Origin of the sequence: Costertonia aggregata (genome assembly GCF_013402795.1) — a bacterium.
Lineage (GTDB): Bacteria > Bacteroidota > Bacteroidia > Flavobacteriales > Flavobacteriaceae > Costertonia > Costertonia aggregata.
In genome coordinates this window covers 1,915,464-1,928,702 of sequence record NZ_CP058595.1, presented here as the reverse complement: position 1 = coordinate 1,928,702, position 13,239 = coordinate 1,915,464, and the positions used below count along the sequence as shown (strand labels likewise).

The window sequence follows — 13,239 nt, the reverse complement described above, 5'->3', positions numbered from 1 at the left end:
TCATACCAATCTTTCCAATATCCCTGATGTTTCCAAATCGTTTTGAATTTCATTGCGCTGTTCCCTAATGATTTCTTTCATTCTGTGGGGCAGCATGGTCTCGGTCAATATTTCATTGTATTCGGAAATTGCCGACTCATCCCCTCTAACTGCCTCTTTCAACATGGCCTCGTCATCATTCGAAGTAAAAAAAGTCTTGATGTCCATCCATGTCCTATGCATTGTACCTTTGGTAGAACCGCTGATTTCAGCATCTCCAGTTTCTAGTACCGGAGTGGCGTTATGCAATGTTTTTACAAATAATTCACGCTGTTTGGCCCTATTTTGAAAATAGCTTATGACGCCTTCCCGTTTTACGTTTTCCGCCGCTTTTTGAAATCCCTTTACGGCATCTTCGTTCTTTTCAATAATTTGCTTGATTTTGTTTTCTATTGTTTTAATATCACTGTTCATAAATATATATTTTTTCGGTAACGTTACTGCCTACCGTATAACATTGGTAATGTATGATATGATCATAATTAAACTTAACTGCTTTTGTACTAATATTGACCCATTTGCTAAAGCGAATTCGTATTCTGCTATATTTGTATATTAAATGACCACTATACATCTTCCCGAAAATAAAAAAGTGTATTTCGCCAGTGACAACCATCTAGGCGCACCCACAAATGCACAAAGTTTTCCCCGGGAAAAAAAGTTTGTGGCCTGGTTGGATGAAATCAAATATGACGCTGCCGCCATATTTTTGTTGGGCGACCTATTTGATTTTTGGTTCGAGTATAAAACCGTTGTGCCCAAAGGGTTTACCAGAACTTTGGGTAAATTGGCCGAAATATCGGACTCGGGAATTCCCATTTACTATTTTGTGGGCAACCACGACCTTTGGATGAACGGGTATTTCGAGGAAGAGCTGAACATTCCCGTTTTTCACCGCCCTCAACAATACAAAATCAACGATACTTCGTTTTTTATAGGTCATGGTGATGGGTTAGGGCCACATGACAAGGGTTACAAGCGCATGAAAAAACTGTTTACCAATCCGGTCGCAAAATGGTTTTTTAGATGGATGCACCCGGATTGGGGCGTTCGGTTGGCTCAGTATTTTTCGGTAAAGAACAAATTGATTTCCGGTGATGAGGATGCCAAATTTTTAGGCGAGGACAAAGAATGGTTGGTGCAGTATGCCAAACGCAAATTGGAAAGCCAACATTATGACCATTTTGTTTTTGGACATCGCCATTTACCTTTGGAAATACAGTTGAACGAAAAATCCAAATACACCAATCTTGGTGACTGGATCAAATATTACACCTATGCCGTTTTTGATGGGGAAATACTATCCTTAGAAAAATTCGAGGGCTAACAATTCGTAAAATCATAGTGGTTATTCGGCCTCATGCTCTTCCACGTCTTTCTGTAAATCCAGTTTTCTAAAGGTTGGCGACACAAAAGCCGTAATCCCGACCGTGAGCAGGGTCATGGTGCCACCAAATACCACCGCGGTAACGGTTCCCATCAATTTGGCCGTAACGCCGCTCTCAAACGCACCCAATTCGTTGGATGATCCCACGAACATTGAATTTACCGAAGCTACCCTCCCCCTCATGTTGTCCGGCGTTTTTAATTGGAGAATTGTTTGCCTGATAATCATGGAGACACCATCTACGGCACCACTTAAAAACAATGCGATTACCGATAACCAAAAGTATGTAGAAAGCCCGAACACGATGATACAGATACCAAAACCAAACACCGCCCAGAGCAACTTTTTTCCCGCATTTTTATGTAAAGGAAAACGTGTTGAGCCCAACATAGTGATTGATGCCCCAACGGCAGGAGCGGCCCGTAAAACGCCAAAGCCTTCTGACCCTACCTGCAAAATATCTTGGGCAAAAATGGGGAGCAGGGCCACTGCACCTCCAAAAAGCACAGCTATCATATCCAAGGTCAAAGCCCCAAAAACCGCCTTGGTATTAAAAACGAATTTTAAGCCTTCCCGTAAACTTTGGAAAACAGGCTCCCCTATTTTGGGATTTAGGATAGGCTTTTTTGATACTTGAAACAATGCGATCAGCGCTATGATAGAAAAACCAAAAATGATACACATAGACCAGTGAACCCCTATCCAACTTATAGATAGGCCTGCCAAAGCAGGGCCCAATACCGATGCAAGCTGCCAAGTAGAACTACTCCAAGTGGCGGCATTGGGATATATTTTTTTAGGTACGATGAGCGCGATCAATGAAAAAATGGTAGGTCCCAAAAATGTCCTGACCAATCCGCCCAAAAAGACCAAAACATAAATACCGTACAGCAGGGTAGTAGTATTGTATTGGCGTTCCAGTGACGGCAGACTGAGCATAAAAAGTCCAAAACTAACAACCGAGAAACCTAGAATGCATTTGACCAAAAGGTTACGTTTTTCCTTTTGGTCCACAATATGCCCGGCAAAGAGGGCCATACCCACCGCAGGAATTACTTCCATTAGCCCAATGATTCCCAACGAAAGTGGGTCTTTGGTCATAGAGTAGACTTGCCATTCGATAACTATAAACTGCATAGACCATGCAAAGACCATCGCGAAACGTACCAGCAAAAAAATATTGAATTCCCTATACCGAAGTGCTGCGTAGGGGTCTAGTTCTCTTGCCATTTCTAGATGGTTATCTCTATTTGATTCCCTTCCGGATCTAACACCACGCTCTCATAATATCCATCTCCCGTAGTCCTTGCTTCTCCTTTGATCGCATAGCCATCTCTACGCAACCGCTCGGTCAAAGCATTAACCTGCTTTTTACTGCCAACAGAAACAGCAAAATGAACAATCCCTAGATGGGTTATGGCTAGGTTTTGACTGTGCGCTATTTCTGGGGTATGCATTAATTCTAATCTTGGTCCCTTGTCAAAGCTGAGAAAATATGAGGAGAACTCCTTTTTTGGATTATGATATTTCCCTCCCGCTTTTGCATTAAAGTAAGTTTCATAAAAACTGCGCATCAATTCTAAATCGGCAACCCAAATAGCCAAATGTTCTATCTTCATTTAATATCCTTTATTTTCAATTGAAGACTAATGTTACCTTGCCATTCATTTTCGTCCAACGAAAAAACAGCTTTAAATGGTTTTCTACTTATGACCAAAGGTAGTTTGTCTCCCAGATTGAACCCTATACCGTCAATCCTATGGCTATCGTTTTGGGTGACCGATATTTTTAAATGTGCCTCATTTTGGCCTACACCTTTTGCATAGCCTGTATCGGTCAAATTCTCTGCCATAAAAACAGGGGTCATATTGCCTGGGCCAAAAGGAGCGAACTGTCGTATGATCCGCATCAATTTAGGGGTGATATCCTTAAGCTCTATAACTGCATCGACCGTTATTTCGGGAGTCAACAATTGTGGGTCTATGCTTTCTGAAACCACTTTTTCAAATTGTCGTTTAAAGGTTTCAAATTGATTTTCCGACAAAGTCAACCCTGCTGCATATTTATGCCCCCCAAACTGTTCGATACAGTCCGAACAGCCTTCCAGAGCATTGTAAACGTCAAAACCTTTGACCGAACGTGCGGATGCCGCCAACTTATCCCCGCTCTTGGTAAAAACCAAAGTAGGCCTATAATACGTTTCAGTCAATCTTGAGGCAACTATACCGATGACGCCTTTGTGCCAAGATTCTTTATACACCACAGAGGTAAATTTTTCCTCTTCGTTGTTTTCTTGAATTTGAACTAAGGCTTGCTGGGTAATCTCTTGGTCCAATCCCCTTCTGTCGGTATTGAACTGCTCAATCTCAGCAGCAGATTTCTGGGCCTTGTTCAAATCGGTTTCTGTTAGCAGATTTACGGCATACTGACCATGTTTCATCCTGCCTGCCGCATTAATTCTTGGGGCTATGATGAATACAACATCGGTTATTGTGAGTACTGTTTTTTTTATCTGGTCGATAATAGCCTTAAAACCTGTTCTAGGCTGTTGATTGATAACCTGTAGGCCATAAAAAGCGAGAGTTCTATTCTCACCGGTTATCGGTACGATGTCCGCACCAATGGCAGTAGCCACTAAATCAAGGTATTGTACCAAATCATCAATAGTTTTCCCTCTTCTGGAGCTAAGGGCCTGAACCAACTTAAAACCCACTCCACAACCACACAATTCATCATAAGGGTAATCGCAATCCACACGCTTTGGGTCTAAAACGGCTATGGCATCCGGTAAGTTTTTCCCGGGTCTGTGATGGTCGCAAATAATAAAATCAATATCTTTTTTCTTGGCATAGGCTACCTTGTCTATGGCCTTAACGCCACAATCCAAGGCAATGATCAAAGAAAAACTGTTGTCCTCTGCAAAATCGATGCCTTTGTAAGATATTCCATACCCTTCATCGTACCTGTCCGGAATATACGTTGCCACATTTGGGTAATCACTGAGTAGGTAGCTGTAAACCAAAGCGACCGCCGTAGTACCATCCACATCATAATCGCCATAAACCAAAATATTTTCCTCGTTTTTGATAGCAGTTTCTATGCGGCCTACAGCAACATCCATATCTTTCATCAAGAAGGGGTCGTGCAAATGGGTCAGTTGTGGACGAAAGAATTTTTTGGCTGCTTCATAGGTGGTAATACCCCTTTGCACCAGTAGTTGCGCCACCAAATCATCCACATGAAGTACATTGGCCAATTGGTCAATATCTTTCTGTTCCGGTTTCGGCTTTATGGTCCAGCGCATATTAAAGGTCAAATACAAAAATCAAGTGCAAACTAATTTTTCAGAAATTTTCTCGTTACAATTTCAATACATCAAAATTGCTCGAAGTGAATCATAACTTCGTAAAATTTACTTATGATGGAATTTAGTGACAATTTTTAACTCCGCAAACCTCCGAAACATCTCCATAACGCCACAATACGTCTCAATAGAAAGGTCTACAGCGCGCTGCAGCTTTTGCTCATCCAAATTGCTACCGTGAAAATGATACTCAATAACTACTTTATCATAGTATTTAGGATGCTCATCGGTAAGGTTGGCGATGGTCTCGATGTGGAACGCGTCTACTTCCAATTTCATTTTTTTGATAAGTGAAGCCACATCCAGTCCAGAACATCCTGCAAGCGAAGAAAGCATCAAGGCTTTTGGACGAAAACCGTTACCATCTCCCCCATCTTCCTTGGCAATATCTATATGTAAGGTATGCCCCGAGGGATTATTGGTTTCAAAGGCCATGTTACCCAACCATTTAGTGCTAATATGATTTGTTGTACCCATAATTTTTCGTTTATTGTAGACTTGACTTGTAAAAGTACGATAATTTGACACCTCTTAAAAGCCTAAGCTTTTACTCGTTCATGATTTCGTATATCGCATTTTTAACTGAAAATTATACTGTATGCCCTTAGTACGACCTCTTGACCCGGACCATAGCCCAGAAACCAAAAAACTGGCCGAATTCTTTAACGAAACCCTGGGGTTTTGTCCGAATTCAATTTTGACCATGCAGCATAGACCTGCTATTTCCAAAGCCTTTATTAACTTGAATATGGCAGTCATGGCCAATGAAGGGCGGGTTACGTCTGCCTTAAAACGTATGATCGCATGGGTAAGCAGCAATGCCACCGGATGCCGCTATTGCCAGGCACACGCCATACGGGCCGCTGAACGTTACGGAGCGGAACAGGAACAACTTGATAATATTTGGGAGTACCGAACTCACCCTGCTTTTTCTGAAGCTGAGCGAGCCGCATTGGATTTTTCGCTGCAAGCATCGCAAGTGCCCAATGCCGTAGATGCCGAAATCAAAGAACGTTTGTACCAATATTGGGATGAAGGTGAGATCGTAGAAATGCTCGGCGTAATTTCTCTTTTTGGTTACCTCAACCGTTGGAACGACAGTCAGGGAACCGATATTGAGGAAGGTGCGGTAGAAAGTGCCAACCAGTATCTTGGTAAACATGGTTGGGAAAAAGGGAAGCATGATGGGAGTGCTTATTAGGGGTGGAGAAAAATAATTATTTTGGCTCACCTATCACCTTTGATACTATTTTCCTTAACTCCCCTACAACCTCTTGCTCAAACCATGGGTTTTTGGCCATCCAAAACCGATTGACTGGGGAGGGGTGCGGCAACGGAAAATGTTTTGGCAAAAAATCTTTAAAATTCGCTACGTTCTGGGTTAGGTTCGCCTTTGAAAATTCTTTTAGATACCTGTCTTGGGCATACTTTCCTATCACAATAACCAGCTTTACGTTTTCAAACTGTTCCCAGACCAAACCATGCCATAGCGGTGCACATTCCTTTCTTGGTGGTAAATCGCCAGTCTTCGCTTTTCCGGGATAGCAAAAACCCATAGGCAACACGGCAAAATTATCCGCATCATAAAATTGCTCATCGGTTACCCCTAGCCATTCGCGTAATTTTCTTCCGCTGGAATCGTCCCATGCCCTATTGTGCTCATGCGCTTTTTTCCCAGGAGCCTGACTTACCAAAACTATCTTCGAATTTACCGTTCCCGAAATTATAGGTCTTGGCCCTAGCGGCAAATGTTTTTTACAGACTTCGCAGTTTCGAATCTCTGAAAGTAGATGCTGCATGCTCATTTTATTTTATAAAAGTCTTCAATAACCAAATCGTTAACATACCCCAAAACGTACCGGTTGCCATACTTAAAATGGCAAGTACAATGGCATGTGGCATCCATTTGATATTATAAGCAGCAGTGACCGCTGGAGCAGTCGCAATACCACCAACATTGGCCATACTGGCTATAGGCACCCAAGCCATATTCACATTCAACAGCTTTGCTATAATCAGCATAAAAATAAAATGACCCAAAAGCCATACAATAAGAAAACCAAAAAAAGGCATATTAAAACCAAGAGTGGCAATTTGCAGTTTTAAACCCAAAATGGCCATAACTATAATAATCAATATCCTCCCCGCCTTTAAAGCGAACGTAAAGTTCCATTGCTTTATAAAATTGCTCAATGCCAAACCCGTTAAGGATAACAATACCACTTTAACTACAAAACTTTCAATGATGAAATTACATAATACTACGCATGCCAATAAAATCAAGGCACTTAACAACGGTTTTAGTTTAGTTCCTTTTTCAACACGTATATCTTCAGGTATGGCTACATCGGTAATAGTGAACCATGCATTAAGCGTGCCACTCTTTTTGATGCTTTGGAACATGAGGATGGTCCATATATTTACTAAGATATTATCCATTACCAAAACGGTAAGAAAAATATTTTCAGGACATTCTACCAACTCTTTCAATACCAATTGGCTGGTACTTCCCCCAATCCAACTGCCTACGATGGGCGGTATACCCATCCAGTAATCATCTATAGTCAAAGTTTGGGAAATCAATTCAGAATCTGAAAAAAAGAGCATAAGCAATATGGGGAAAACCGCAATGAAAAGTGATCCAGATGCAAAAACCAATAAGGGTTTAAAGCCAATGGACTTTAATTGACCTAGAGACAAACTGCTCATGACGGCAACAATGGCCAAGGGAATAAAATAATCCTTACTAAAGCTGTGTATATGGGCTTGGGAATAGTCGGCATTTAAAACGTAGGAGACAATGGCAGGTATAATGTAAGCCAACAATATTGCAGGTACCCAATCAAAAACCGACTTAATGTGTTTATTTTCCCATTTATCCAAATAGTAGACCGCAATAACAGTAAATGCAGAAATAAGCCACGGTGCTATCATTGACTAAATGTAAGAAACTATTGTTTACCGCCTACGATAATTACGATTTCCCCTTTTGGTGGTTTTTTCGTGTAGTATTTTAATACCTCCTCCATACTGCCCCGAACGGTCTCTTCATAGATTTTTGTCAATTCTCGAGAAACCGAAGCGGGCCTTTTCGCTCCAAAATATTCTACAAAATGCGTAAGAGTCCTTATGAGTTTATGTGGTGATTCGTAAAAAATGATAGTGCGTGTTTCCTCAGCCAAGAGCTTTAACCTAGTTTGACGACCTTTTTTAACGGGAAGAAATCCCTCAAAAACAAACTTCTCGTTTGGCAGTCCACTGTTCACCAAAGCAGGTACGAAAGCGGTTGCCCCGGGCAAGCATTCAACTGCGATATTGTTTTCTACACAGGCCCTTGTCAACAAAAATCCAGGATCGGATATGGCAGGCGTTCCCGCATCCGAAATTTGTGCTATAATCTCACCATTTTTCAATCGCCTTACGATACCGTCCATCAATTTATGCTCATTATGCATGTGATGGCTCTGCATAGGTGTGGTTATTTCAAAGTGCTGCAATAGCTTTCCGCTTGTACGGGTATCTTCGGCAAGTATCAAATCTACTTCCTTCAAAATACGAATGGCCCTGAGGGTCATATCCTCTAAGTTTCCGATAGGTGTAGGTACCAAATATAATTTTCCCATCAATCCAAATAATTAAGGACATACTGTTTTACCCGTAAAGTAAGAAATCATCAACGCAAAAAAAGCAATAATCGAAAATAATTCCCCACCATCTTTTGCGACCATATGTGCCGTAAGTGCCAAAGTAACATCAAAAAAGAAACCTGCATAGGCCCATTCCTTTAATGATCTGGAGAAATTCCCCCAAATAGCAACGAGGCCCAACACCTTTGCAATCGCTAATGGATATACAAGATAACCCGGATATTGCACACTTTCAAAGTAGCTGGCTATCGCATCAGGATTACGAAAGTACATCTGTACCGAATATAGCATGATAGCCGTTAATATTCCGGTCGCTACATAAAAAACGATTTTTTTGATTTGCATGGCGATATAGCGATTACCGGGCCAAAGGTACAATACGAACTATCATAGAAAACAAAAAACCCAACAACTTATGTTGGGTTATACCGATTATTTGTGAAAATTGTTAGGCAAACCTGCGTTCTATCAATTTCGTAAAGCGAAGTTCATATTCTTCTTTTCCCTGCCAATTATTGTAGTCGGGTTTTACCATATTGTTGATGAATGAAAAAGAACGTTCCTCGGTATCAATTGTGTTGAGTTGGGAGATGACCCTATTAAAATCTTCCATGCTATCGTTGAACAAATGCTTTACGAAGGCCAACCGGTCGTTTAAATCCACTTTTATATCCTTGCCTAAAGTATCGTTTATTGATTTTGGAGAATTGACCCCGTTTTTTGTGCCATTGCTTTTGGGCATCAAAATTTCCTTTTCATTTTTCATCAAGTCGGGCTTGGCCATAAATTCACCGAAAATCTGCTCTACCTCTTCTGAGCTTGGCATTTCGGAGACCATACCTTTAATAGTATCCATACCCGGAACCATAATGTCTTCTTCATGCGGATTACTTTCCGGAACAGAGGTATTACCCTCTAGTACTGCACTGGCCATTTGCTCAAATTTGGCAGCAATGGCGTTTTTGGAAACGTCAACTTCCAAATCGTTCAATTCCTCTTCGATAAAGCGCAAAACCGCTAATTTTTCATAAAGCGTTTTAGATGCTTCATATAAATCGGTTATACTATCCAAGTCTCTCGCCGTAATAATATCCGTAGACAACTTCCTCAACTCTTCTTTCAACTTTTTTTTCATCAATGCGGATTTATATTCTTACCATCATATTTTCAACAAAAGCTATGCCTTTCTTGCGTATTTTTATATTTCTTTAAAACAAGAACGAAAAAAGACCTTATTTTCGTCTAAAATTACAAAATGTTTCTCGAAAACACCGTTAATCACAAGGAACAATTCGGCTGGATAGAAGTTATCTGCGGCTCTATGTTTTCCGGTAAGACCGAGGAATTGATCAGGCGTTTGAGACGTGCACAATTTGCAAAGCAAAAAGTAGAAATTTTCAAGCCGATGGTCGATACCCGCTATAACGAGGAAATGGTAGTCTCGCACGATGCCAATGAGATACGCTCTACTCCCGTTCCCGCTGCGGCTAATATTAGGCTTTTGGCCGATGGCTGTGATGTGGTAGGTATTGATGAGGCCCAGTTTTTTGATGATGAGATCGTAACGGTCTGCAATGACCTTGCCAATAAGGGGGTTCGCGTTCTTGTGGCCGGGTTGGATATGGATTTTAAGGGAAACCCGTTTGGTCCCATGCCCGCACTAATGGCTACGGCAGAATACGTTACCAAAGTACATGCCATTTGCACCCGTACCGGAAATTTGGCCAATTACAGTTTTCGGAAATCCGATAGTGATAAATTGGTAATGCTCGGAGAGACCGAAGCATATGAACCCCTGAGCAGGGGAGCATTCTACAAAGCCATGTTGCGGGAAAAAGTAAGTCAAATGAAGGTTGATTCTGAAGAAGTGAATGCTTCAAAAAAAAACTCCGATGTCTGAAGTAAAGGAAACGGTTCTAGAAATCGATTTCAAAGCTTTGGAGCATAATTATCTTTATTTACGTTCCAAACTGCTGCCCAAAACCAAATTTTTAGCGGTCGTAAAGGCCTTTGCCTATGGCAGCGATGCCGAGAAAGTGGCCTTAAAACTACAAAGCCTAGGGGCCGATTATTTTGCCGTAGCCTATGTAAAAGAAGGTATTGCGCTGCGCGATGCGGGCATTACCCGACCTATTCTGGTATTGCATCCGCAAGCGGTAAGTTTTGACACTTTGATAGAACGGTGTTTGGAACCTAGCATATATTCCCGTAAAATTCTGGAGGCCTTTCTAGAGACAGCCGCAAAACACGAACAAAAAGAGTATCCCGTTCACTTAAAATTCAATACCGGTTTAAACCGATTGGGTTTTGGGGAGAACGATATAGATTTTATTATCGGGAAATTAAAAGGGACCGATTACTTAAAGGCACTGTCTATTTTCTCGCATTTGGCCGCATCGGAAGATTTAAACGAAAAAGAGTTCACAAAAAAACAAATCGATACTTTTCAGAAAATCGCTTCTGAAATAGATAAAAAGTTAGACCATATTCCTTTTAAACATTTATTGAACACATCGGGAATCGTAAATTATCCCGGAGCCCAGCATCATATGGTACGCAGTGGTATAGGTCTTTATGGATATGGCAATGAAGCAAAAATCGACGCCCAGTTAAGACCAGTCGTCACTTTGAAAACCATTATTTCCCAAATTCATAAAATAAAGCCCGGTGAGACCGTGGGGTACAACAGGGCCTATGCATCGGACGGTTACAAAATATCGGCAACTTTACCCTTGGGCCATGCAGATGGTATCGGCAGGCAATATGGTAACGGAAAAACATATGTGTACGTAAACGGTAAAAAGGCTCCCATTATAGGTAATGTATGTATGGATATGATTATGATAGATGTTACCAATATTAATTGTAATGAGGGCGATGAAGTCATCGTTTTTGGGAAAGGGCTTTCCGCAAACGACTTTGCCCAAACTGCCGATACCATTTCTTACGAACTGTTAACAGGTATTTCACAGCGTGTAAAACGCTCATTTATAGAATAGTTAAATTCATGAATTAACATTTCGTCAAGAAGCCGATTTTTTATTACATTGCATTATCATATATTCATTAACCAACTAAAACACTATATCATGTTAAAAGAGTTCAAAGAATTTGCAATGAAAGGAAACCTGGTAGATATTGCCGTAGGTTTCGTTATGGGTGCCGCTTTCAATAAAGTTGTGGCATCGTTTACGGGGGGTATCGTTTCCCCATTGATCGGTCTTATTTTTAATGCAGACTTTAAAGACGTCAAATATATCATACAAGAAGGAACCATGAACGAAGCAGGCGAAAAAGTAGGCGAAGTAGCCATAATGTACGGAGAATTCTTGACCAATGTCATCGACTTTATTATTGTGGCTTTTGTGATGTTCATGGTAGTAAAGGGTGTTAACAAAATGAAGAAAAAAGAGGAGCCCGCTCCAGAGGAACCAAAAGGGCCAACACAAGAAGAATTATTGATTGAGATTAGGGATGCCCTAAAAAAATAATCAGATATACTTCCTGAAGTACCTTCAGGACAAGCCGCTGCGCTGCAGCTTAATTTTTAATTTTAAACCGTCAATCTAGTTTCGCTAACTGGGTTGACGGTTGTTTTTTACAGCAAAAAAATGTTCTCGAAATAGAATAATACTACGATACTGAACCTCACTTAAGAACATTAAGAGCCATGGACCTATTGTAATTGTTTCAATTTAAACATTTTGTTATATTATTATAATTTTTCATTTTTTTATTGTACACGGTAGGCCTTTAATTTACATTTGCACTTCAATTTTTAAAGTATATAAATGAAAGTAGCAGTTGTAGGTGCCACGGGAATGGTGGGCGAAGTAATGTTGAAAGTATTGTCAGAACGAAATTTCCCCGTTACGCATTTGATATTGGTGGCTTCCGAACGTTCAGTAGGCAAAAAAATAACGTACAAAGGCAAAGAACACACCATAATAGGTTTGGCAGATGCCGTAACAGCAAAACCAGATATCGCTATTTTCTCAGCAGGTGGTGACACGTCCTTGGAGTGGGCTCCTAGATTTGCTGAAATAGGTACAACGGTAATCGATAATTCTTCTGCATGGCGAATGGACCCCACAAAAAAATTGGTGGTTCCGGAAATCAACGCCCATAAACTCAAGCAAGAAGATAAGATCATTGCCAACCCCAATTGCTCCACCATACAGTTGGTCATGGCCTTGGCTCCTCTACATAAAAAATATAAAATGAAACGCGTGGTTATTTCAACCTATCAATCCGTTTCGGGAACAGGCGTAAAAGCGGTACAACAGTTGGAAAATGAAATCGCCGGTATCAAAGGTGAAATGGCCTACCCATATCCCATTAGTAGAAATGCTTTACCGCATTGCGATGTTTTTTTGGATAATGGCTATACAAAAGAAGAAATGAAACTGGCCCGTGAGCCACAAAAAATATTGGATGACCGCACTTTTTCCATAAGTGCTACCGCAGTGCGTATTCCAACTGCCGGAGGGCATTCAGAATCGGTAAATGTTGAATTCAACACCGATTTTCAATTAAACGAAGTCCGTCGAATCTTAAACGATACTCCCGGCGTTACCGTTCAGGACAATCCGGACACCAATACCTATCCCATGCCTATTTATGCGCATGATAAAGACGAGGTTTTTGTAGGCCGCATACGAAGGGACGAGAGCCAACGCAACACATTGAATATGTGGATAGTTTCCGACAATCTAAGAAAAGGTGCCGCAACCAATGCAGTACAAATTGCTGAGTATTTAGTGGCATATAACCTCGTATAGTGCACAATTTTCAGCATAATG

16 protein-coding genes are annotated in these 13,239 nt (G+C 41.0%); 6 read left to right on the top strand and 10 right to left on the bottom strand.

Features of this window, described 5'->3' with window-relative positions; genetic code table 11:
• Entirely contained in the window at positions 1–453 is a 453-nt protein-coding gene (locus HYG79_RS08890) for a ferritin-like domain-containing protein (protein ID WP_179241745.1), read from the bottom strand.
• Positions 454–598: 145 nt separating this feature from the next.
• On the opposite strand from HYG79_RS08890, the gene HYG79_RS08885 reads away from it, so the two are divergent.
• Positions 599–1,366 carry a UDP-2,3-diacylglucosamine diphosphatase gene (locus HYG79_RS08885; RefSeq protein ID WP_179241744.1) on the top strand — a complete coding sequence of 256 codons (768 nt, stop codon included), beginning with the start codon at positions 599–601 and terminating at the stop codon, positions 1,364–1,366.
• A gap of 21 nt (positions 1,367–1,387) precedes the next feature.
• On the opposite strand, the gene HYG79_RS08880 is transcribed toward HYG79_RS08885, so the two are convergent.
• From HYG79_RS08880 to HYG79_RS08865, 4 genes are all read right to left on the bottom strand, one after another.
• Positions 1,388–2,656, bottom strand: a complete 1,269-nt coding sequence (locus HYG79_RS08880; protein ID WP_179241743.1) for an MFS transporter — start codon at positions 2,654–2,656, stop codon at positions 1,388–1,390.
• Positions 2,657–2,658: 2 nt separating this feature from the next.
• Positions 2,659–3,045 carry a VOC family protein gene (locus HYG79_RS08875; RefSeq protein ID WP_179241742.1) on the bottom strand — a complete coding sequence of 129 codons (387 nt, stop codon included), beginning with the start codon at positions 3,043–3,045 and terminating at the stop codon, positions 2,659–2,661.
• Positions 3,042–4,730 (bottom strand): single-stranded-DNA-specific exonuclease RecJ, encoded by a 1,689-nt coding sequence (gene recJ, locus HYG79_RS08870; protein WP_179241741.1) that lies wholly within the window; start codon positions 4,728–4,730, stop codon positions 3,042–3,044. The genes HYG79_RS08875 and recJ overlap by 4 nt, the downstream gene beginning before the upstream one ends.
• A gap of 108 nt (positions 4,731–4,838) precedes the next feature.
• Positions 4,839–5,267: an OsmC family protein gene (locus HYG79_RS08865; protein WP_179241740.1), complete on the bottom strand. Its 429-nt coding sequence runs from the start codon at positions 5,265–5,267 to the stop codon at positions 4,839–4,841.
• A gap of 121 nt (positions 5,268–5,388) precedes the next feature.
• Here HYG79_RS08865 and HYG79_RS08860 point away from each other — a divergent pair, with 121 nt between their 5' ends.
• Positions 5,389–5,991 (top strand): carboxymuconolactone decarboxylase family protein, encoded by a 603-nt coding sequence (locus HYG79_RS08860; protein ID WP_179241739.1) that lies wholly within the window; start codon positions 5,389–5,391, stop codon positions 5,989–5,991.
• A gap of 16 nt (positions 5,992–6,007) precedes the next feature.
• On the opposite strand, the gene HYG79_RS08855 is transcribed toward HYG79_RS08860, so the two are convergent.
• The 5 genes from HYG79_RS08855 to HYG79_RS08835 form a co-directional block, all read right to left on the bottom strand.
• Positions 6,008–6,589 carry a uracil-DNA glycosylase family protein gene (locus HYG79_RS08855; RefSeq protein ID WP_179241738.1) on the bottom strand — a complete coding sequence of 194 codons (582 nt, stop codon included), beginning with the start codon at positions 6,587–6,589 and terminating at the stop codon, positions 6,008–6,010.
• A gap of 7 nt (positions 6,590–6,596) precedes the next feature.
• Positions 6,597–7,724, bottom strand: a complete 1,128-nt coding sequence (locus HYG79_RS08850; protein ID WP_179241737.1) for a DUF819 family protein — start codon at positions 7,722–7,724, stop codon at positions 6,597–6,599.
• Between the two features lie 17 nt (positions 7,725–7,741).
• The gene (gene rsmI / locus HYG79_RS08845; RefSeq protein WP_179241736.1) at positions 7,742–8,413 is read right to left on the bottom strand and encodes a 16S rRNA (cytidine(1402)-2'-O)-methyltransferase; all 672 of its coding nucleotides are present in this window, start codon (positions 8,411–8,413) and stop codon (positions 7,742–7,744) included.
• Positions 8,414–8,425: 12 nt separating this feature from the next.
• Entirely contained in the window at positions 8,426–8,782 is a 357-nt protein-coding gene (locus HYG79_RS08840) for a DoxX family protein (RefSeq protein ID WP_179241735.1), read from the bottom strand.
• 103 nt (positions 8,783–8,885) lie between these two features.
• Positions 8,886–9,572 carry a hypothetical protein gene (locus HYG79_RS08835; RefSeq protein WP_179241734.1) on the bottom strand — a complete coding sequence of 229 codons (687 nt, stop codon included), beginning with the start codon at positions 9,570–9,572 and terminating at the stop codon, positions 8,886–8,888.
• Positions 9,573–9,692: 120 nt separating this feature from the next.
• On the opposite strand from HYG79_RS08835, the gene HYG79_RS08830 reads away from it, so the two are divergent.
• From HYG79_RS08830 to HYG79_RS08815, 4 genes are all read left to right on the top strand, one after another.
• Complete coding sequence (locus HYG79_RS08830; RefSeq protein WP_179241733.1) at positions 9,693–10,337, top strand: thymidine kinase; 645 nt, start codon at positions 9,693–9,695, stop codon at positions 10,335–10,337.
• Positions 10,330–11,436, top strand: coding sequence for an alanine racemase (gene alr / locus HYG79_RS08825; RefSeq protein WP_179241732.1), 1,107 nt, complete (start codon positions 10,330–10,332; stop codon positions 11,434–11,436). The genes HYG79_RS08830 and alr overlap by 8 nt, the downstream gene beginning before the upstream one ends.
• A gap of 90 nt (positions 11,437–11,526) precedes the next feature.
• Positions 11,527–11,928: a large-conductance mechanosensitive channel protein MscL gene (gene mscL / locus HYG79_RS08820; protein WP_179241731.1), complete on the top strand. Its 402-nt coding sequence runs from the start codon at positions 11,527–11,529 to the stop codon at positions 11,926–11,928.
• Between the two features lie 300 nt (positions 11,929–12,228).
• Positions 12,229–13,218: an aspartate-semialdehyde dehydrogenase gene (locus HYG79_RS08815; RefSeq protein WP_179241730.1), complete on the top strand. Its 990-nt coding sequence runs from the start codon at positions 12,229–12,231 to the stop codon at positions 13,216–13,218.
• The last annotated feature ends 21 nt before the right edge of the window (positions 13,219–13,239 follow it).